Source organism: Clostridium sp. YIM B02555, from assembly GCF_022320955.1.
Lineage (GTDB): Bacteria > Bacillota > Clostridia > Clostridiales > Clostridiaceae > Clostridium > Clostridium saccharoperbutylacetonicum.
Genome location: NZ_JAKJJY010000003.1, coordinates 218,922 through 240,942 on the forward strand (window position 1 = coordinate 218,922; position 22,021 = coordinate 240,942).

16 protein-coding genes are annotated in these 22,021 nt (G+C 29.0%); all 16 read left to right on the forward strand.

All coding sequences use genetic code 11. The annotated features are described in order from the left end of the window. The first annotated feature begins 48 nt into the window (after positions 1 to 48). The 16 genes from L3B98_RS06650 to L3B98_RS06725 all read left to right on the forward strand — a co-directional run bounded on the left by L3B98_RS06650 (position 49) and on the right by L3B98_RS06725 (position 21,829). Entirely contained in the window at positions 49 to 456 is a 408-nt protein-coding gene (locus L3B98_RS06650; protein WP_015392859.1) for a hypothetical protein, read from the forward strand. Positions 457 to 486: 30 nt separating this feature from the next. After that, complete coding sequence (locus L3B98_RS06655; RefSeq protein WP_238916033.1) at positions 487 to 1,494, forward strand: type II toxin-antitoxin system antitoxin SocA domain-containing protein; 1,008 nt, start codon at positions 487 to 489, stop codon at positions 1,492 to 1,494. 16 nt (positions 1,495 to 1,510) lie between these two features. Beyond that, positions 1,511 to 2,140 carry a histidine phosphatase family protein gene (locus L3B98_RS06660; protein ID WP_015392861.1) on the forward strand — a complete coding sequence of 210 codons (630 nt, stop codon included), beginning with the start codon at positions 1,511 to 1,513 and terminating at the stop codon, positions 2,138 to 2,140. A gap of 561 nt (positions 2,141 to 2,701) precedes the next feature. Next, positions 2,702 to 5,302 carry an AAA family ATPase gene (locus tag L3B98_RS06665; protein ID WP_238916034.1) on the forward strand — a complete coding sequence of 867 codons (2,601 nt, stop codon included), beginning with the start codon at positions 2,702 to 2,704 and terminating at the stop codon, positions 5,300 to 5,302. 67 nt (positions 5,303 to 5,369) lie between these two features. Then, on the forward strand, positions 5,370 to 7,298 hold the full coding sequence (locus tag L3B98_RS06670) for a sigma 54-interacting transcriptional regulator (RefSeq protein WP_238916035.1): 1,929 nt from the start codon (positions 5,370 to 5,372) through the stop codon (positions 7,296 to 7,298). Between the two features lie 355 nt (positions 7,299 to 7,653). Next, the gene (locus L3B98_RS06675; RefSeq protein WP_077362873.1) at positions 7,654 to 8,820 is read left to right on the forward strand and encodes an iron-containing alcohol dehydrogenase; all 1,167 of its coding nucleotides are present in this window, start codon (positions 7,654 to 7,656) and stop codon (positions 8,818 to 8,820) included. Positions 8,821 to 9,006: 186 nt separating this feature from the next. After that, complete coding sequence (locus L3B98_RS06680) at positions 9,007 to 9,897, forward strand: sulfide/dihydroorotate dehydrogenase-like FAD/NAD-binding protein (RefSeq protein WP_077362875.1); 891 nt, start codon at positions 9,007 to 9,009, stop codon at positions 9,895 to 9,897. After that, positions 9,897 to 11,285, forward strand: a complete 1,389-nt coding sequence (gltA, locus tag L3B98_RS06685) for an NADPH-dependent glutamate synthase (RefSeq protein WP_238916036.1) — start codon at positions 9,897 to 9,899, stop codon at positions 11,283 to 11,285. The genes L3B98_RS06680 and gltA overlap by 1 nt, the downstream gene beginning before the upstream one ends. Before the next feature lie 371 nt (positions 11,286 to 11,656). Continuing rightward, positions 11,657 to 12,394 carry a polysaccharide deacetylase family protein gene (locus L3B98_RS06690; protein WP_238916037.1) on the forward strand — a complete coding sequence of 246 codons (738 nt, stop codon included), beginning with the start codon at positions 11,657 to 11,659 and terminating at the stop codon, positions 12,392 to 12,394. A 265-nt stretch (positions 12,395 to 12,659) separates the two neighbouring features. After that, complete coding sequence (locus L3B98_RS06695) at positions 12,660 to 13,631, forward strand: type II CAAX endopeptidase family protein (RefSeq protein ID WP_238916038.1); 972 nt, start codon at positions 12,660 to 12,662, stop codon at positions 13,629 to 13,631. 225 nt (positions 13,632 to 13,856) lie between these two features. After that, entirely contained in the window at positions 13,857 to 15,020 is a 1,164-nt protein-coding gene (locus L3B98_RS06700) for an ABC transporter substrate-binding protein (RefSeq protein WP_238916039.1), read from the forward strand. A gap of 306 nt (positions 15,021 to 15,326) precedes the next feature. After that, complete coding sequence (locus tag L3B98_RS06705; protein ID WP_238916040.1) at positions 15,327 to 16,313, forward strand: glycosyltransferase family 2 protein; 987 nt, start codon at positions 15,327 to 15,329, stop codon at positions 16,311 to 16,313. A 15-nt stretch (positions 16,314 to 16,328) separates the two neighbouring features. Then, a complete protein-coding gene (locus L3B98_RS06710; protein ID WP_238916041.1) occupies positions 16,329 to 18,581 on the forward strand; it encodes a glycosyltransferase family 39 protein in 2,253 nt (750 codons plus the stop codon). Positions 18,582 to 18,703: 122 nt separating this feature from the next. After that, positions 18,704 to 20,359, forward strand: coding sequence for a hypothetical protein (locus L3B98_RS06715; RefSeq protein ID WP_238916042.1), 1,656 nt, complete (start codon positions 18,704 to 18,706; stop codon positions 20,357 to 20,359). A 94-nt stretch (positions 20,360 to 20,453) separates the two neighbouring features. Next, positions 20,454 to 20,891, forward strand: a complete 438-nt coding sequence (locus tag L3B98_RS06720) for a hypothetical protein (protein ID WP_238916043.1) — start codon at positions 20,454 to 20,456, stop codon at positions 20,889 to 20,891. A 221-nt stretch (positions 20,892 to 21,112) separates the two neighbouring features. Continuing rightward, positions 21,113 to 21,829 (forward strand): SDR family oxidoreductase, encoded by a 717-nt coding sequence (locus tag L3B98_RS06725; RefSeq protein ID WP_238916044.1) that lies wholly within the window; start codon positions 21,113 to 21,115, stop codon positions 21,827 to 21,829. Positions 21,830 to 22,021 lie beyond the last annotated feature (192 nt).

Genomic DNA, 22,021 nt, shown 5'->3' on the forward strand with positions numbered 1-22,021 from the left:
TTTGTTATATTATTGGAAGCCATTATAAATGATAGGTGGTGAGGAACTGTGATATTAAAAGATTATACTGAAGAACAGATTAAAAATTTGGTAGAAATTATAAAAGAATGTGTCAGAGAAAATAAATATACTATATCTTTAGACGAAAATAAAATGGAAAATCTTCAATTTATTGAGGAATATAATATAAATGAAAAGAAACGAATAAGTATTTTATGTGATTTAGATTATAAGGATTTTTGCTATGGTGTACAAAATATGAAGAATGGAATTGAACAAAATGATCTTTACGTTTTTTGTAGGCAAAAAGAATTATATAATATTGAAGATAAAAGAGAACTAATATATATTTACATGAAATTTAATGTAATATGGGATGAATTTCAGGAATATAGAGTGTTAGTCTCGTTACATAAAAGAAATAAGGCAAGTTCTTTTCTATTTAAACAAGATTAAGTGCTTCAAGATTAAAGGAGGAGGATTTTCATGAAAAAATCTTTCTGTGAATATTGCATGAAAGAAAATGAATATAAAATAGAAAAAGTTGATAAAGTATCTATATTAAATGAAGAAGAAATAATTTATAAAGCTAATGAGACTATTTGTATTGAATGCGGAAATGAAATTTTTGTGACTGAAATATATGATTACAATTTAAAGCTTTTGCAAGAAGAATATAAGAAAAAGCATAATATTGTATCTGTTAATATTATAAAACGAATTATAGCGAAGTATTGCATTGATGAACGGACGTTATCTTTGCTATTAGGATGGGGAATTGACTCTGTAAACAGATATTTAGAAGGAGATATACCAGCAAATTCTCATAGTGATATTCTTGAAAAAATATATAGCAATCCTAATTATTACTCAATTATATTACAAACAAATAAAGATAGGATAAATGCTGTGGCTTATAATATAAGTAGACAAGCTGTAAAAGAAATTTTAAATAATAATATTTCAGAAGAAAAAATGGATGCAGTTATTAAATATCTATTGATTAGATGTGAGGATTTTACCCCTTCAATGCTTTATAAATTACTATATTACGTTCAAGGCTTTTATTATATTTTTACGGATAAATTTATCTTTACAGAAGATTGTGAAGCAGGTGCAAATGGTCCAATATATAAAAGTATATGGGATAGGTATAATAAAATTGGCTTTGAAGAAACAAATCAAGATATATTAGAAAATAGAAAATTAAAAATTGATGATGTGGAGCGAAATGTGGTTGAAAGCATAATTAAATTTTATGGCTGCTATAGTGGAAAAATATTGACTCAAATGACTCAAAATGAGGCACCTTGGATATTAACCAGAGCGAATGTAATGTATAAGAATGCTTTTGATGATGATAATTCTAATAACATAATAGATAAAAATTCAATTGCTGAATATTTTAAAGGTATTAAAGAAAAATATAATATGGTAAACTTACTAGATATACAAAAATATAGTACAGATTTATTTAATAACATATCAATGTAAAAGAAAGAGGTAACATATGAAAACAACAGTATTATTAATTAGACATGGAGAAACAGAGTGGAATACCTTAGGGAAATTTCAAGGGTGTACAGATATAGAACTTTCTAAAGAAGGTATTAGACAAGCTGGTGTACTAAAAGAAAGAATTAATGGAGATTTTGATTATATATATGCAAGCCCACTTATTAGAGCATTTGAAACAGCAAAAATAGTTGCAGAAAACACAAATAAAGAAGTAATTATTGCTCCAGAAATAAGAGAAATTAATTTTGGAGAATGGGAAGGAATGACTATACACGAAATAAGAGAAAAATATCCAGAAGTTTTTAAAGCTTGGAGAACAGATAAAAAAGAAAGTTTTATTTGCGGTGGAGATTCTAGTATTCATAATGCAGCAAATAGGGCTACAAAATGTATTTTGGATATTGTAGAAAAACATAAAGGGAATAAGATTGCTATTGTTGCTCATGGAGGGATTATTAAAGCTGGACTTATAGGAATATTTGAATGGGATATGACTATGTACCATAAAATGGCATTAGGAAATACATGTATTAACACTGTTGTTTTTAATGATGAAATGATGCCGGCATTAATTGGATTAAATGACACAAATCATTTAAAATATGAAGCTAAAACTGTATAAAAAAAATATTTTTAATTTTTTTATTAGATAAAAGTGAAAAATATACACATAATATCGTTTACATAAGGAAAAAAATTATAAATATTATACTTTGGTATAATATACTTATTTTTATAATGCTATATAATAGTTAATAGAGAGAGAAAAACAAATTAAAATTTGTATATAATTGCTAAGGGTTTAATATATAGAGCAGTTATAGGAAAAGATAATGTTGATTTTATAGGGCGTTTATTAACAGGATACTTAATATGAATTCTTTAGATTCCCCTCAATTAATTCATTGTATTTATATAATAAATGAAAATCAACATTATCTTGGAAACAAAAGGAAAGACATAGAAAATGTTTTTTATAATCGTAATAAACTTAAGTTTATTACAAGAGGTTTAAAAAATAATTTTTATGCTTTTTTTTTATACATAAATCGATTATTATTTGTAAATATTTTATATAACTTGTAAAGGATATAATATGAAAAAATAAGTAGTTATGATATAATTTTGTGGAAAGTAGAAATTATAATTATAATAAGCGGTAAAGGCTTCGGGAGGAGGGAATATGGAATTTACAAATCTACACGATAGGTCACAATTTTATCGATTTCAAAATGAAATTCAGCAATACAATAATAACTGCTTATATTCTAAATCAACTACGATTTTGAGAGAGGCAATAAAGTGTTTTACAGATCATCCCGGACTTCATTATTTACTAGCCTTGACATATTATAATTGTAAAGAATACTTAAAAGCTACAGATTGTTTAAAAACAGCTATATATTATGACGAAAATAACAATAAGTATTTAGGTTTAATTGGTTGCTGTTTTTTTGAAATAAATGATTTTGAAAGTGCATATAATTATGCAAAAAAAGCATATGAACTTGATAATTATAATTTGAATGCTATTATAACTCTAGGTAAGATAGAACTATATAGGCATAATTATGAAGAAGCTATGCAATATTCATCTTTAGCAGTTGATATTGATGATGAAAACTTTCAAGCCATAAGATTGTTAAGTAGATGCTATATTGCCAGAGGAGAAGATGAAAGAGAAGTTTTAGAAATTCTTAATAAAGCTAGGGAACTTGGTAATGATAACGAGCTTGACTTTGATATAATTAAATATTTATATATAAATGGTGAATATTTTGAGTGTTTAAAAGAGTGTAAGCGTTGCATTATTGAAAATACTGATTCATATATTTCTCAAAAAGCAACAAAATATGTTTCAAAAATATATGAAAAAGTTATGTTAAGTAAAGCTAGATTAAATCAAGAGCAAGAGTTAAGTTCAGGTAATGATGATAAAAGTGAAGAATATCTAATAAATGAAAGTAAAGTAAAATCATCTATTGATGACATTATGGATATGGGTCTAAAAAATGAAGATTTAGTTAAATCTAATGATACGGATAATAATGAAAATATAAGTAAGGTTGAAGAAGTAAATTCAAAAGAAATTAGTCAAGCTATTGATTCTAATAAAGGAAAAATTAAAAGTGAGGATGATAGAAATTCTAGTTCTTTAGAAGAAGCTTTAGAAAAACTTGAAGCATTAATTGGATTAGATAACGTTAAGAATGAAATAAAGAGAATTGTTCAGCTTATTAAATATGAAAATAATAGAGCAAATGTGTTAGGCATTGAGAAAAATATTAATCAATGTTATCATTTTGCTTTTTTAGGTAATCCGGGAACAGGAAAGACAACTGTAGCCAGATTAATAGGGGATATATTTTATTATTTAGGAATTTTAGAAAAAGGTCAATTGATAGAAGTTGATAGAAGCACTATTGTTGGGAGATATATAGGAGAAACTGCCAAGCTTACTAAAAAGGCAATTGATAAAGCTATGGGAGGAATTCTGTTTATAGATGAAGCATATTCTTTAGCTAAGGGCGGAGAAGGAAGTAATGATTATGGTGCAGAAGCTATAGAAGTTTTAATTAAGGCTATGGAAGATAATCGAGATAAATTTACTGTTATTTTAGCCGGTTACACAAAAGAAATGAGAAACTTAATGAAATTGAATCCTGGACTTAAGAGTAGAATTAATTTAGATATTGAATTTGAAGATTATAAGGACTTTGAACTTGTTGAAATTGCAAAAAGTATGGCCAATGAAGATTATTACAAACTTGATGAAGAAGGAGAAAAGGCTTTTCTTGAAAAAATAAAAATAGAGAAAGTTGATGAGAATTTTGCAAATGCAAGAGTTGCGAGAAATATATTAGAATCAGCAATAAGGGAAAAAGCTTTTAGAATTGGAGACAGTGAAGTATCTAAAGAAGAGTTGGTAACACTAACTTCTGAGGATTTTGGAATAGACTTAGAATTTAATGCTCGAGATAAAATAATCGAATTACAAGATGAATTAGATAACTTAGTTGGTTTAAAGGATGTAAAAAATATTGTTAAAGGAATAGTAAATACGCTAGAACTTCAACATAGAAAAAAAGAGATGGGTATTGAATCTCAAGATATTTCATTAAATATGATATTTACAGGTAATCCTGGTACAGGAAAAACAACTGTTGCAAGAATTATTGGTAAAATATTAAAAGCTATAGGAGTTTTAAAGAAGGGACATATGGTTGAAGTGACTCGTTCAGATTTAGTTGGAGAATATGTTGGACAAACTGCACCTAAAACCCTAAATAAAATAAAAGAAGCTTATGGCGGAATACTATTCATAGACGAAGCTTATAGCTTAAATGGAACTACAGGCAATGATTTTGGTAAAGAAGCAATAGCAACTTTAATAAAAGAAATGGAAGATAGTAGAGATAAGCTTGTAGTAATAATGGCTGGTTATACCAAGGAAATGAAGGAATTAATAAATTTAAATCCAGGTATGGAAAGCAGAGTTAAGTTTACAGTGGAATTTTCTGATTACGATGCTAAGGAATTAATGGAAATATTTGATGGGTTATGTAAAAAAGAAAGTTATATGCTTTCAGAAGAAGCAAAAATTGAAGTGGTAGCTATTTTTGAAAAACTATATGATAACAAAGATAAGAATTTTGGAAATGGACGATTAGTTAGAAAATATTTTGAAAAGATAAAAATGAAGCAGGCAGATAGGGTTATTAAAGAGGATATTAGAGATAAAGATGAATTACTTAAAATTATTTTAGAAGATGTTAAAGGATAAAGTTGCTGCGATTAGTGTTTCTACAGTGTGATATTTATTGCGTATCAAAAGAGGAGGAAGCTTCTTTATGGATAATAAAAGAGAAGTGATTGAAAATTCTCATAAGAGAAGTGAAAGTTATGGTGTTATTAAACAATCCAATTATTCTAATAAAATTCTTGTTGGAGAAGAGCTGGAAAATAAATTAAGTGAAAATAAGGAATTAATAGAAATATCAAAAATATATATTGATATGGTATTTTCTGCAGTAATGGACAATGAATTTATTATAGTATTAACAGATAAAGATGGATGTATTTTATATATTAAAGGAGCAGAAGAGAACAACAGTAAGCTTGGTGTTGATAATTTAAATGTTGGTGCCTATATGGATGAACAAAATATCGGTACTAATGCTATGGGAACAGCAATTTCTGAGGATAGATGTATTCAGATAACTGCAACAGAGCATTACATAGAAGGTTTTCATAAATTAACTTGTTCAGCTGCACCTATACATAATACGAAAAGAGAAATTATTGGTACTTTAAATTTAACAGGAAGAAGCAATATGAAGCATCCACATACTTTAGGACTAGTTGTATTTGGCGTAAAAGCAATTGAAAATGAAATGGATAAAAAGGAAGTATGTGATATTTTAAATCAAACCTACAATTATATGGAAAGCGTAATAGATAATGTAGATAAAGGGATTATGATTATAGGTAAAGATGGAAAAATAGTCAATATTAATGAGCTTGGAGCAGAGATTTTTGATAAAGATAAACATTTACTTATAAATGAACAAATTGATTATATTTTACCTGACTTAGGAAATATAATAGATGAATTAAATGATGGTAATAATGCTGTTATAAAAGAAATAAAATTTAAGCATAATAGTAATCATAAAATAAAGTTGATTTTTAAAGAAATAAAGCATAAAGAAAGCATTGTTGGAATGGTTGTAACCATAAGCACTGAAAAAGAAGAAAAAGATCCTAAGAATGATACTGGAGCGTATTTTACCTTTAATGATATTATTGGAGAAAGTGCAGCTATTGCTAATGTAATCATAAATTCCAAGATTATATCTAATAGCCCTTCAACAGTTTTAATTCAAGGTGAAAGTGGAACAGGTAAGGAAATATTAGCTCAAGCTATGCATAATTATAGTTTAAGAAGAGCAAATAAATTTATTGCAATTAATTGTGGCGCAATACCAGCTAATATTATAGAAAGTGAATTATTTGGATATGAGGATGGAACTTTTACTGGTGCAAAAAAAGGTGGTAATCCTGGAAAATTTGAAATTGCAAGTGGTGGAACTTTATTTTTAGATGAAATTGGAGAAATGCCATTAGATGCTCAAGTAAAATTATTAAGAGTCCTTCAAAATGGAAGAGTAACAAGGCTAGGGGGAAGTAAGGAAATTCCAATTGATGTGAGGGTGATAGCAGCTACTAATAAAAATTTAAAAAATGAAGTTAAAAAGGGTACCTTTAGAGAAGACTTGTATTATAGATTATGTGTAATACCAATTACATTACCACCTTTGAGGGAAAGAAAAGGTGATGTAAAAATGCTTATAGATTATTTTCTGCGAATAAAATCGTTCAGTTTAAATAAAACAATACCAAAGATTGATGAAAAATTATATAATGATTTGATTTCTTATAATTGGCCAGGAAACATAAGGCAATTAGAAAATTATATTGAAAATATAGTTAATTTGGATGGAAGATTATCCTTTGATTTATGGGAAGAATGGGAAAGTTTAAATAAAAATGATTCAGAAGCCTTAAAGCAAGAGAAGGTATTAATTGAAGAAAATTTCTATGCTAAAGATATAATAAATAATGAAGAAGTTTTTAATTTAGAGGAGTTAGAAGTGGGAGTTATTCGCAAAGCTATACATGTGTACAATAATAATATGACACAGGCAGCTAAAGCGTTAGGTATTAGTAGAAATACTTTATATTTGAAGATTAAAAAATATAATATTGAAATGTCCTAAAATCATACGGTGTCCTAAAATAATACACACATTTTTTATAATATGTATTATTTTAGGACACTTGTTTGTTAAAAATATATTTAAATTTTATTAAAGTGTAAAATATATTGGAGAGCAATTATAAAAAATATTAATTTTATTTATAATAGACGGTATAAAGCTATTTGAGTAAGCTCTTGTAAATAGGCTGAAATCCTTGTTTCTTAGTGAAAAAGCTCCGAAAATATACTTTTGATAAAGTATTATTGTAAAAAATCAGGATAAATTTGATAAATAAATAACAAGTTGGCATGGAAGTTGCTATATATATTTACGAGGATAAAAAATGACTGATTAATTTTAGGAGGAATAGTTTATGGCACGTTTTACGTTACCAAGAGATTTATATCATGGAGAAGGAGCTCTTGAAGTACTTAAAACTTTGAAAGGAAAGAAGGCATTTGTTGTAGTTGGCGGCGGGTCAATGAAAAGATTTGGATTTCTTCAAAAAGTTGAAAATTATTTAAAAGAAGCAGGAATGGAAGTAGAATTATTTGAAGGTGTAGAACCAGACCCATCAGTTGAAACAGTTATGAAGGGTGCAGAGGCTATGAGAAATTTCGAACCTGACTGGATTGTATCTATAGGCGGAGGATCTCCAATTGATGCAGCGAAGGCTATGTGGATATTCTACGAATACCCTGATTTTACTTTTGAACAAGCAATTGTTCCGTTTGGATTACCAGAACTTAGACAAAAAGCTAAGTTTGTAGCTATTCCATCTACAAGTGGTACTGCTACAGAAGTAACTGCATTTTCAGTTATAACAAATTATACTGAAAAAATTAAGTATCCTTTAGCAGATTTTAACATAACACCAGATATAGCTATAATTGATCCAGAATTAGCACAAACAATGCCAAAAACATTAACAGCTCATACTGGAATGGATGCGTTAACTCATGCTATTGAAGCATATACTGCATCTTTAAGATCAAATTTCTCAGATCCACTAGCAATTAAAGCTATTGAAATGGTTAATGAGAATTTATTTAAATCATATGAAGGTGATAAAGAAGCTAGAAACTTAATGCACGAAGCTCAATGTTTAGCTGGTATGGCATTCTCAAATGCTTTACTTGGAATAGTTCACTCAATGGCTCATAAGGTAGGTGCTGTATTCCATATCCCTCATGGATGTGCAAATGCAATATTCTTACCATATGTAATTCAATATAACAGAACTAAATGTGAAGGAAGATATGCTGATATAGCTAGAGCATTAAAATTAGAAGGTAACAATGATGCTGAATTAACTGATGCATTAATTGCTAGAATAAATAAATTAAATGAAAAATTAAGCATTCCTAGTTCAATGAAGGAATATGGAGTTACTGAAGAAGATTTCAAGGCTAATCTTTCATTTATAGCACATAATGCTGTGTTAGATGCATGTACAGGTTCAAATCCTAGAGAAATAGATGATGCTACAATGGAAAAATTATTTGAATGCACATTCTATGGAACTAAGGTTGAATTATAAAATATAAATTATTACGCTCATAATCAAATTATTATATATATGTGGTAAGGGCTCTCAATATAGAGGGCTTTTACTGCTTTGAAAGAAATTAGGAACATTATGGCTATTATGATAAATACATACATTATATGAGAATTGGGATAATTGGAATATATATAGGAATTCAAATTATAGGAGGTACAAAGCGTGTACAAAATTGTTAGTAAAAGAGAACTTACGAATAATATATTCTTGATGGATATAGAAGCACCTAGAGTTGCAAAATCTGCAAAACCAGGTCAATTTATAATTATTAAAAATGATGATAAAGGTGAAAGAATACCATTAACCATTGCAGATTATGATGCAGGGAAAGGTACTGTAACTATAGTTTTTGCAACAATAGGAAAAGGTACTAAACAGCTTGCTTCATTTAATGAAGGAGATCATGTTGCCGATTTTGTTGGCCCATTAGGTGTACCAAGTGAATTTATTCATGAAGATTTAGAAGAATTAAAGAAGAAAAATATAATATTTATAGCAGGTGGAGTTGGTGCTGCGCCAGTATATCCACAAGTTAAATGGTTGCATGAGCATGGAGTAGCAGTAGATGTTATTTTAGGAAGCAGAAATAAAGACTTATTAATTTATGAAGAAGAATTAAAGGCGGTTTCTGGGAATTTATATGTGACTACAGATGATGGTTCATATGGAGCAAAAGGAACAGGTTCAGATATGTTAAAGGAATTGGTTAACAATCAAGGAAAGAAATATGATCATGCAATTATTATAGGACCTATGATAATGATGAAATTTACGTCTATGTTAACTAAAGAATTAAATATTCCAACTACAGTAAGCTTAAATCCTATAATGGTTGATGGTACTGGAATGTGTGGTGCTTGTAGAGTTACAGTTGGTGGTGAAGTTAAATTTGCTTGTGTTGATGGGCCAGAATTTGATGGTCATTTAGTAAATTACGATGAATCAATGAGAAGACAAGCTATGTATAAGAGTGAAGAAGGAAGAGCAACACTAGAATTTGAAGAAGGAGATACTCATAACCATGGTGGTTGTGGATGCAAGGGGGATAAATAATGGATATGCAAGAAAGAATGAAAAGAACACCTGTAACAGAACAAGCTCCAGAAGTAAGAGCTAAAAACTTTGAAGAAGTTTGTTTAGGGTACAATGATGAAAAGGCTATAAAAGAAGCTAGTAGATGTTTAAATTGTAAAAATCCTAAATGCGTTGAAGGATGTCCAGTATCAATAAACATTCCAGGTTTTATAGCAAAAGCTAAGGATAGAGATTTTGAAGGTGCAGCTAAAGAAATTGCAAAATACAGCTCACTTCCTGCAGTTTGTGGTAGAGTATGTCCACAAGAAAGCCAATGCGAAGGTAAATGCGTTCTTGGAATAAAAGGCGAAGCAGTAGCAATTGGAAAATTAGAAAAGTTTACAGCCGATTGGGCGAGAAAAAACAATGTAGATTTATCTGACAAAGAAGCATCGAAAGGAAAGAAAGTTGCAGTTATAGGAAGTGGTCCTGCAGGACTTACTTGTGCTGGGGATTTAGCTAAAAAAGGATATGATGTAACAATCTTTGAAGCTTTACACGAAGCAGGCGGAGTTTTAGTTTATGGAATCCCTGAATTTAGATTACCTAAAGAAGATGTTGTTAAAGCTGAAATTGAAAACATAAAGAAGCTTGGAGTAAAAATAGAAACTAACGTAATCATTGGTAGAACAATTACAATTGATGAATTAATTGAAGATGAAAAATTTGAAGCAGTATTTATTGGATCTGGAGCAGGACTTCCAAAATTCATGGGAATCCCAGGAGAAAATGCTAATGGAGTATTTTCAGCTAATGAATTTTTAACAAGAGTAAACTTAATGAAGGCCTTCAAAGAAGAATATGATACTCCAGTTAGAGCAGGAAAGAAAGTTGCTATAGTTGGTGGAGGAAATGTTGCTATGGATGCTGCAAGAACTGCTTTAAGACTAGGAGCAGAAGCTCACATAGTCTATAGAAGAGGTGAATCAGAACTTCCAGCGAGAGCAGAAGAAGTACATCATGCTAAAGAAGAAGGTGTAATCTTTGATGTTCTAACAAATCCAACAGAAATCTTAACAGATGAAAATGGATGGGTTAATGGAATGAAATGCGTTAAAATGGAACTTGGAGAACCTGATGCTTCAGGAAGAAGAAAGCCAGTAGAAGTAGCGAATTCCGAGTTTGTTTTAGATGTAGATACAGTAATAATGTCACTTGGAACTTCACCGAATCCATTAATTTCTTCAACTACTAAAGGATTAGAAATTAATAAGAGAGCTTGTTTAGTTGCTAATGAAGATGGTTTAACAACTAAGGAAGGTGTTTATGCTGGTGGAGATGCAGTTACAGGTGCTGCTACAGTTATATTAGCAATGGGAGCAGGGAAAAAAGCTGCTGCGGCTATAGATCAATATCTTAGTGAATAAACATTATAAAAATATTATTAAGCTTATGGTGTTTCATAATAAATAATACAAAAATTAAAAAACTGACACTCTACAATTTTAATAAGTATTTAATAGCAATTATTATGAAACCTATATATATATACCCTAAATTTGGACTGCAGTAAAGAGATAATTATGGTCAACTCTTTATTGCAGTTTTTTATATGTTCAATTATCAATTGTTTTGAAAATCTGGTTATTTTTCAGAATTTATTAAAATGAAAGGTACTGATTAATTACAACTTATACAAAGTACATAAAATTACCATAAATAAAAAATATAAAAATGAAGATTATAAGAAGTGAAGGATTATATTTTTATAAAATTATTTGTATGGGGGGAAAAGGAATTGAAAAATAGAATAAGATATTTTTTGATATTTTTGGCAAATACTCTTCTTATGATTTTTTTATTTGGGGAAAATATAAGTTATGCTTTTGCGGCTGAAACTGTAAATACAAATGAAGCTAAAGAAAAGATAATTTATTTAACCTTTGATGATGGACCTAGTTATAAGGTTACTGATAAGATTTTAGATATTTTAAAAGAAAATGAAGTTAATGCTACCTTTTTTTTAATTGGTAATCAAATAAAAGGTAGAGAAGAGGTAGTAAAAAGAATTTACAATGAAGGACATAGTATTGGATTACATACCTATACTCATAAATTTAACAGAATTTATTGTAATGAAGATAAATTTATACAAGAAATGCTTGCATGCCAAATTGAAATTAATAATGTGGTTGGAATATCACCTAATGTGATTAGATTTCCAGGAGGTAGTTGTAAGCATTTAAGTAAAAGTTATTTAAATAAATTACATAGTAATAATTTGAAAATATATGATTGGAATATGGAAAATGCTGATGGACTAAATCCTAAGCTTTCACCTTATGCATTGTACAAAAAAGCTGTTGAGGGAAGTGAAAAACTAGGCAATATTACTTTGCTGCTTCATTGCACAGATATGAATAAAAATACTTATAAGGCTTTACCTAAAATAATAAAATATTATAAAGCTAAAGGGTATCAATTTAAAACTATAACAGAGGAAACTCCTGAAATTTATTTCCCTATAAAAAAATAAATATAGTAATTAACAATCTTCAATTATAAATTGGCAGGAAAGCATTTGGTGATTTATCCAATCTATACTTATATTTATAATTTGAACTCATATATTATAATTTAGTAAGCATACTTAATTCAAATAGTAACTTGTAAAATTATTAGGTACAGTTTATAATTAAGCGTGTTTTACTTGGTAAATTATAAGGATATTTTAAGTATTTACTAAGCATTTTTATAATATAATGTACTTATAAATAAATGATAGAAGTGGAGTTACATAAATGGATTATAATGATGAAACTGAAATGAGGAAGAAGTTAATTAAGAGAGATTTTAATAAACTTGGATTAACTATATTAATGAATGAGCTTATAGCAAATGTAGTAATATTTATTTGTGTTGTGATTATCTTTGTGGGAAAAATTTTAGTGAATCCTAATATATCACAAGATGGAATGTTAGATGTATTGAAAGATGGTCGATACAGTGGAACTTTAAGCATAATTGGAGTTGTTATAGCATTTATTCCATTTTTAATTTATCGAGGGAAAACTTTCTTTCAGCATGACTTAAGAGTAGAAAATAAGAAGTTTAATTTGAAGACAGTACTAGTTTCAGCAGTTGTTTTATTATCCCTAAACAGTTTTTTGGGAATATTCGCAAGTTTATTAGAGAGCCTATTGAATTTATTTGGTCTAAGTGCTAATTTCGCCTTGGAACAATTAGAATCTTTGAATGATTTTGCAATTCCAATGCTTATTTATACTTGTTTGGTAGCACCTATTTTTGAAGAGTTTATATATAGAGGTGCAATACTTAGAAGTCTTGAAAAGTATGGAAAGAAATTTGCTATTATGGTTTCTGCATTGTTATTTGGAATGATGCATGGCAACTTTTATCAAATTTTCATGGCAATGGGAGTAGGGTTGATTTTAGGATATCTAGCAACAGAATACTCAATTAAATTAACAATTATATTACATATAATAAATAATGTTTCTGTACAAGCATTAACAATATTATCCCCTAAATTAGGAGATAATATTGGAAATATATTTGATATTTCTTTTTTAGTTATAGCAATAATAATTTTAATAGCAGCAATAATTAAGAAGCGAAAATCAGTTAAGGAAGGGTTACTAAATAATAGTTTAGAAAAAGGTCTTATGACAAAGTTTTTTACATCTATATTAATAGTACTAGTACTTTTGATTGATATTTTTGAAGTAATTAGTGGCATCGGTAAACTGTAGTATCTTGTGGGAATACAAATGTCCTTCTATTGTTGACATATATGGTCAGATAAGATAATATTAAAATTGTTGTTATTGGTTAAATAAACTAAGTAGTAACATGGTACTTAAGTAGTTAATTAATGTGGATGATTAATTTTAAGTACAAAAAGCAATGGCAGTACATTATAATTTTTAGCTATTTATAATGTATATAAATTAATCTTATACTAGGGGGACATACTTATGAGGAAAAGAATAACTTTGCTTTTGGCATTAGTTATGACAACTACGTTTACTTTGACGAGTTGTGCGACAAAGGCTAATACAAAAGTAAACGTAGATAGCGATGTCATAAAAATTGGTGTTTTTGAACCAATGACAGGCGCTAATGCAGCAGGGGGAGAGCTTGAAGCAGAGGGAGCTAAACTTGCTAATAAAATTTATCCAACGGTTCTAGGGAAAAAAGTAGAATTGGTTTTTGCAGACAATAAGTCTGATAAAGTTGAGGCAGCTAGCGCAGCTGCAAACCTTATTGAGCAGGAACATGTTAATGCTATCATAGGAAGCTATGGAAGTGGATTATCTATGTCAGCAGGGGATGTTGTACAAGAAGCTAAAGTACCAGCAGTAGGAGTTACATGTACTAATCCGTTAGTAACTGCAGGTAATGATTATTATTTTAGAGTTTGCTTTATTGATCCTTTCCAAGGAACTGTAATGGCAAAATATGCAGCAAATAAATTAAAAGCTAAAAAAGTTGCAATTCTTCAAGAAGTATCAAGTGACTATTCAGTTGGTATTTGTAAATTCTTTACGGATGAGTTTAAAAAACTTACAGGGGATAAGGATTCAATTGTAGCTAAAGCTAATTATACTACAGGGGATCAGGATTTTACTGCCCAACTTACAAATATAAAAGGCAGTAATCCAGATGTTATTTTTGCTCCAGGTAATTTTACTGAAGGAGCTATGTTAATTAAGCAGGCAAGACAACTTGGTATTACAGCACCTATAATTGGTGGAGATACTTGGGAAACACCAGAGTTCTTAGATATAGGTAAAGAAGATGTAGAGGGAACAGTATTTTCAACTTTCTTTTCAAGTGAAACACCTATAACTAATGAATCAAAGGTTTTCCTTGATGAATACAGGAAAGAATATAATAAGGAACCAGCAGCGGCTACAGCATTAGGATATGATGCATATATAGTGATTTTAGATGCAATTAAAAGAGCAGATTCAGCTGATTCAGTGAAAATTAGGGATGAAATAGCAAAAACTAAAAACTTTCCAGGTGCAGCTGGAGTAATAACTATAGATGAAAATAATAATGCAGTAAAGGATGCAGTTTTAAAAATAGTTAAAGATGGTAAGTTCACTTATCTAGATACAATAAAGCCAGAATAAAAATTAAATTAGTATAATGAGCAAAAAATCTCCAATTAGTTTTTAAGAAATTAATTGGAGATTTTTTTGTTCATGAAATTAAGAAAAATTAAGATGAAAGGTAAAACTTCAACCAAAATTATTCATCATTTATTATGTATGTATTTAATTATTTATATATGTACTTATTGGTGAAGAATTACTAAAGTGTATACAATTTGTGATTTTACTGTAACAAAGTTGTGACAATTTACAGTTAAAATACAAATATAGATTAAAGGAAATATAGATCAAAATAATTAAAATAGAAATTTTGAGGTGATGAAAATGAATAGTAAAATAATTTATTCAATTATAGTACCTTTATATAATGAAGAATTAGTTTTAAATGAAAGTTATAGAAGATTAAAAGAAGTTATGGTTTCAACAAAGGAAAATTATGAAATTGTTTTTGTAAATGATGGAAGTAAGGATAAGACCAAAGTTATGGCTGAGGAAATATGCGCTTCTGATGATAGTGTGAAGCTTATAAATTTTTCTAGAAATTTTGGTCATCAAGCAGCTATTACTGCAGGTATGGATTTGGCATTAGGAGATGCTATTATTGTAATTGATGCAGATCTTCAAGATCCTCCTGAAGTTATGCTTGAAATGATTAAAAAGTGGAAAGAAGGCTACGAAGTAGTTTATGGAAAAAGAATCAAAAGAGAAGGAGAAACTTTCTTTAAGAAATTTACAGCTAAAATGTATTATAGAGTGCTTAAAAGCATGACTAGTGTAGATATTCCTGTAGATACAGGTGACTTTAGACTTATTGATAGAAAAGTTTGCGATGCATTAATAGCGCTTCCAGAGAAAAATAGATATGTAAGAGGACTTGTAAGCTGGGTTGGATATAAGCAAACTTATGTGGAATTTGTAAGACAGGAAAGATTTGCAGGAGAAACTAAGTATCCTTTTAAAAAGATGCTTAAATTAGCCTTTGATGGTATAACCTCATTATCTTATAAGCCACTTATAATAGCAGGACATTTTGGTATTTTAGCTTTTATTGCAGGAATAATTTTGATGTTTACTGATATAATAAAAGACTTATTTAATAAGAGTGGCTTTGTAAATTTCACACTAATGATATCAATAAATATGATGATGTTTGGTGTAACCTTAGGATGTATTGGAATAATGGGTCAATATATTGGAAGAATTTTTGATGAAAGTAAAGGAAGACCTATTTATATAATTGATAGTACAAAAAATTATAACAATACAAGTAAAAAATATAAAGTAATTGACTTAGAACATAAAATTCTGTAGATGGGGGAGTTTAAGATGAAAGGGCTAAAATTAACAAAAGAAAAAATTTGTATTTCTATGATTTTAATATTATCAGCAATACTAAATTTTGCAAATATAGCTATAGAGGGATATGGAAACGGATATTATGCGGCTGGCGTAAAAAGTATGACAATGAATCTTAAAAATTTCTTTTTTGTTTCCTTTGATCCAGCAGGCTTTGTAACAATAGATAAACCGGCAATGGGTTTTTGGCTTCAAGCTATATCAGCTAAAATATTTGGCTTTAGTGGCTGGAGTATACTTTTGCCACAGGCATTAGCTGGAGTTATTTCAGTTTATTTATTATATTATTTAGTTAAAAAATCTTTTGGAATAACAGCTGGGTTAATTTCAGCTTTGTGTCTTACAGTGACTCCTGTATTTGTGGCTGCAAGCAGAAATAATACCATAGATAACTTATTGGTTGTAACTTTACTTTTTGCATGCATAGTGCTTACTAAGGCAGCTGAGGCAGGAAAAGCAAAATACCTTTATTTAAGTTTAGTACTTGTAGGGATTGGTTTTAATATAAAAATGTTAGAAGCATATATGATTGGTCCTGCTATATATATAACTTATCTCCTTTCTTCAAAAATCTCTTTTAAGAAGAAAATAGGGCAACTTATTATTGGGTCAATTATTTTAGTTGCTGTATCTTTATCTTGGGCTGTAATTGTAGATTTAACACCAGCACAAAACAGACCTTATGTGGGTAGCAGTACTAATAATAGTGAATTAGAGCTCATAATTGGCCACAATGGTTTGGAAAGACTTGGTTTAAAAAGCTTGCTAAATGGTAAATTTGCTAAGAGTACAAATAAGGATGTTGAAGATAAAAATGCTGAGGCTTCAAAAGCTTATACTGAAAATATAAAGAATAGTAATGATCAAATGGTTGAAAGAGAAAGAAATGTTAATGACCAAGATGATATGACAGTTGGGAGAATGAATGGTAATGGTCCAGGTGGATCTGAAAATGGTAATAATCAAGGAATTCCACCAAATGGAGGTCAAAGTAATGGAGGTAATATGCAGCCACCAAGTGGAGGTATGCCAGATGGAGGAAATCAAGGTGGTGGACCAGGAGGGCAAGGCGGAACTCGAGGAACTTTTGGCTCAGAAGTGAAAGCAGGCATTACAAGATTATTTGTTAAGAGCAGCTTATCAGATCAAATAATATGGTTTTTACCACTTGCAGTATTAGGTTTTATAGCAGGTTTAATAAAGGAAAAATTAAATTTCAAGTTAGATAATAAAAGAAAAATATCCCTTGTATTATGGATAACTTGGTTAGTACCTGAATTTATATATTTTAGTTTTACAACTGGATTATTTCATCCGTATTACTTAACCATGATGGCTCCACCAGCTGCAGCCTTAGCTGGAATTGGAATAACAACCATGTGGGAACTTTATAAAGAGCGTAGTTGGAAATCGGCAATATTACCAATAGCTTTTGCTGTAACAGGTGCAACTCATTTAATGATGCTGAATTATTTTTCAAGTAACTTATCAACTATTATTAGAAGTATAATCATAATAGCAGTTATATTATGTTTTGTAATATCTGTCCTATTAGCAGTACTAATTATTCTGAAAAAGAATGATAATAATAATTTAGTAACTAATAAAAAAATATATTTATCAAGAATACTAGTTGGAGTTGGAACAATAAGTATTTTAGTTACACCATTTATAGGGTCAAGTGCAGCAATAACTCATAGTGTAAATAGCAGCATCCCAAGTGCAGGGTTAGAGCTTCTTTCAAATGGAAGTAAAGTAAGCCTTAATGGAACACCATTTGGCATGAGCAATGGAATGGATAATTCAAAATTAATTAATTTTTTAAAGAGTAATAAGACAACAGAAAAATATTTACTAGTTGTTTCTTCTTCGCAAAGCGCTGATAACATTATAATACAAACAGGTGAATCTGTAATGGCTTTAGGGGGATTTTCTGGCTCTGATAAGACAATGACCTTGGAACAATTTAAGGAATTAGTTAAAAATGGAGAAGTAAGATACGTATTATCAGGAGGTAGAGGACCTGGTGGAAGTAATGAGATTATGAATTGGGTAACTGAAAATGGTAAGGTAGTTTTAGAAAGCGAGTATAAGGATACTGTAACCAACAATAACATGGAAGAGAATTATACAAATAAAGATATAAATTCAAAGAAACAAGGTTTTGGAGGAATGAACTCTGAACAATTATATGATCTTAAAGATGTAGCGGCTACTTTATAATCAGTTAGATTTAAAAATAAAAATAAGAGGCAAGTTTATTATAGTGGCTATATTAAGAAGCTATAAATTATAAAGGTTTGCCTCTTATTTAAATATATTGGAGAGGAAAGGAAATTAAAAGGATGGATATAGGTAATTTAAAAAAGCAAATATTTAAAATAAGCTTAGTATTTATAGTATTATTATCTTTATTTACCTGTGTATATTCAATTCAACATTATAGTAGCAGCAATACTATGGGACAAAATGTACAATTTAATATACAAGGGTTTAATAATACTAATGATATAAATAAACCTGAGAACATGCCTCCTTCAAAGGAAAGAGCAAATTCAAATGGAAATATGACAATGCAAAATGAAAATGGACAGCCTAGAGAAGGTAAAAGTAATGAGCAAGAGAAAAATGGAGAAAGACGTATGCAGCCTGGGAAGTTTGGCGACAATATGCAAAAAGGTGCTGGAAATACAAAATATCTATTTGGTCTCAGTATTTATAGTATATTATTTTTAATATTATGCTTCGGACTTTATTATTTATTTAGACGTAAAAAATTAGAATTTGATCTTAAGAATGAAAAAATATTGATAATGACCTTATTATTAGTAGGATTTTTATTAAGAATTTCAGCTTCAACACTTATGGATGGATATAGTGGCGATATTAATTTATTTAAAAACTGGGCTATGACTGCCGCTAATGGTCTTTCAACTTTTTATTCAAGCGCAAGACAGGCAGATTATCCACCTCTATATATTTATGTTTTAGGATTAGTGGGGAAAATTGCTAATACCACAATGCTTAATTCGTATTATGTATTGCTACTTAAAATACCAGCTATAGCTGCAGATGTTATTACCGCCTTTATTATATATAAACTTGCAAAGAATTATTTGAATTCTGTTATCAGCATTTTTTTAGCTGCATTTTATATTTTTAATCCTGCAGTTTTTATAGATTCAACGTTTTGGGGACAAGTAGATTCCTTTTTTACTCTATTAATTTTTATTGCAATTTATTTATTACATGAAAAGAAATATGCTTTTTCTTCTTCAATGTTTGCAGCTTCTATACTTATGAAACCACAAGGAATTATATTTCTTCCAATTTTATTTTTTGAGTTAGTAAGGCAAAGGAAGATAAAGAATTTTATATTTTCAGCCTTGGCAGCCTTGGTAACTATATTAGTTATTATTATTCCATTTTCGATAAATCAACAAAATTCATTATGGATTGTAAGTTTGTATACAAAAACAATATCAGAATATCCCTATGCTTCTGTAAATGCTTTTAATTTTTTTGGCTTAATTGGCGGGAACTATAAAAGTTATAATACAAATTTGTTTATAGTTAATTATCATACCTTAGGAATGTTGTTTATTGTTATAACAACTTTAATTGGATGGTTTGTTTATATTAAAGGAAATAACAGAAAATATGTTTCAGCAATAGCTTTGCTGCAAATTGCAGGTGTCTTTACTTTTTCCGTTGGAATGCATGAAAGATATTTATTTCCAGCAGTGGCCTTAGCGGTTTTATCTTACATATATTTAAAGGATAAACGATTTATGATATTGGCTATTGGCTTTAGTATTACGAGCTATATTAATATTTCAACAATCCTATTTAATTTAAAAGCTTCAATATTTAATAATCTTATGGGAATTACGTCTATATTAAATATTGTGCTTGTTGCATATTTGTTAAAAGTCCTTTTGGATAATGTGGTTGAGAAATTTTCGCTTAAATATAAAAGAATTGAAAGTGAAGCAATATAAAAAATATAAAATTGAAATCAATTTTTAGAAGAGAGTAACTTATAAAATCCTGGGTATATTAATAACGTACTATTAAAAACAAAGGAGGAGAAATATGAGCAGTGCAACTATGACTATTTCAGCCAAGAAAAAATTGGAAAATAAAGATCATAATGCTATAATAACAAATTCTACTTCTGAAACTCTGATTGTATTTGGTCCTATAAGAGAAACAGAAGGAGGAAACTATGAAAACTCATGGTATGTTCTTCATCCAGGAAAAACTACCCCAGGAAATTGGCAATGTGATGGAATTTATGTACCTAAGGATAGAGAATTTAAACAAATGAATGGACAAATTACACAAGGACCAATAGCTATAAAGTATGGCAGTTTAATACCTGTGACAATAACTCAAGCTGGAAAGCAGTACTCAGAAAAAGATCATCATAATGAAGGCGTATTTCATTCAAATGAAATTAATTGGGATATACCAAATTTTACAGCAGAGTATTGCCAAAACATAAGTATGGAAAAATATCAAATTCCATAAGCTTTTAGTGAATATATATACCTGAACTTAAAAATCTGTGTATTATCATTATTATAATACATGGATTTTTTTATTTATCACCCATTACTTCTTAAATAAATTAAAATATTTAGGAGTTTAATTAATTAGAACTTATATATTTAATAAATATATGATATAGTTTACATAGCGATGTAAGTAATTTAGACATTGGTTTTTGACTAGTTGAAGGAGGTACAATTATGAATTTTTGGCAAAACAAATGTGTTATTGTAACAGGAGGAACTTCTGGCCTTGGTAGAAGCTTGGTTTTGAAGCTTATAGAAGCAGGAGCAAAAGTAGCTTTTTGCGGTAGGTCAAAAGATAAAATGGAAGAAGTTTTAAATGAAATTAATCCTGACCTTATGGATAACATATATAATGATATTTTTGAAATTACAGAGGAAGATAAAATAATCACTTTTGTACAAAGTGCAGCAAATAAATTTGGAACAATAGATGTCTTGATTAATTGTGCAGGTGCAAATACGGCTAGAGCCCTTGTTGAAGAAATTAAAATAGAAGACATGGATTGGATGCTGAAAGTAAATATGATGGCACCACTTATGTTTATAAAAGAAGCCTATAAATATATGAAGGAGAAAAAAGAAGGACTAGTTGTGAATATTCTTTCAACTTGCTGCTTATTTTCTAATGAAGGAATCGCAGCCTATACAGCATCAAAAGGTGCATTGGATAGTTTAACTAAAGTGTTTAGAAAAGAAGCAAGAAAGAATAATGTAAGGGTTTGTTCTGTATATCCAGGAGGAATAAATACTGCTTTTAGAGCTCAAGCTAGAGAAGAATATCTAAGTGCAGAAAGTTCTGCTGAAACAATATTAAGATCTTTAGATATAGATAAAAATGTAGCCTTGGATGAAATTGTTTTAAGACCTTTTGTAGAATCAAATTATTGTTAATGATAAAAGTCATAATTGAAGTTTGCGTAGCAAAGATTAATTGTGACTTTTGTTTTTTAGTGATAAAATAGTAAAACAAATCTAAAAGGCTTTTTCATATTAAAATTTCTATAATGTATTATATTTTACATAAATGGATATAAGTATAGGAAAAAAGTAAAAATATATGTATAATAGGAATGAATGAATAGT

Excerpts from the sequence above, each read along its gene's own strand:
- L3B98_RS06655 (WP_238916033.1), top strand. The coding sequence starts at position 487 with ATGAAAAAATCTTTCTGTGAATATTGCATGAAAGAAAATGAATATAAA.
- L3B98_RS06660 (WP_015392861.1), top strand. The coding sequence starts at position 1,511 with ATGAAAACAACAGTATTATTAATTAGACATGGAGAAACAGAGTGGAAT.
- L3B98_RS06665 (WP_238916034.1), top strand. The coding sequence starts at position 2,702 with ATGGAATTTACAAATCTACACGATAGGTCACAATTTTATCGATTTCAA.
- L3B98_RS06670 (WP_238916035.1), top strand. The coding sequence starts at position 5,370 with ATGGATAATAAAAGAGAAGTGATTGAAAATTCTCATAAGAGAAGTGAA.
- L3B98_RS06675 (WP_077362873.1), top strand. The coding sequence starts at position 7,654 with ATGGCACGTTTTACGTTACCAAGAGATTTATATCATGGAGAAGGAGCT.
- gltA (WP_238916036.1), top strand. The coding sequence starts at position 9,897 with ATGGATATGCAAGAAAGAATGAAAAGAACACCTGTAACAGAACAAGCT.
- L3B98_RS06695 (WP_238916038.1), top strand. The coding sequence starts at position 12,660 with ATGGATTATAATGATGAAACTGAAATGAGGAAGAAGTTAATTAAGAGA.
- L3B98_RS06700 (WP_238916039.1), top strand. The coding sequence starts at position 13,857 with ATGAGGAAAAGAATAACTTTGCTTTTGGCATTAGTTATGACAACTACG.
- L3B98_RS06705 (WP_238916040.1), top strand. The coding sequence starts at position 15,327 with ATGAATAGTAAAATAATTTATTCAATTATAGTACCTTTATATAATGAA.
- L3B98_RS06710 (WP_238916041.1), top strand. The coding sequence starts at position 16,329 with ATGAAAGGGCTAAAATTAACAAAAGAAAAAATTTGTATTTCTATGATT.
- L3B98_RS06715 (WP_238916042.1), top strand. The coding sequence starts at position 18,704 with ATGGATATAGGTAATTTAAAAAAGCAAATATTTAAAATAAGCTTAGTA.
- L3B98_RS06720 (WP_238916043.1), top strand. The coding sequence starts at position 20,454 with ATGAGCAGTGCAACTATGACTATTTCAGCCAAGAAAAAATTGGAAAAT.
- L3B98_RS06725 (WP_238916044.1), top strand. The coding sequence starts at position 21,113 with ATGAATTTTTGGCAAAACAAATGTGTTATTGTAACAGGAGGAACTTCT.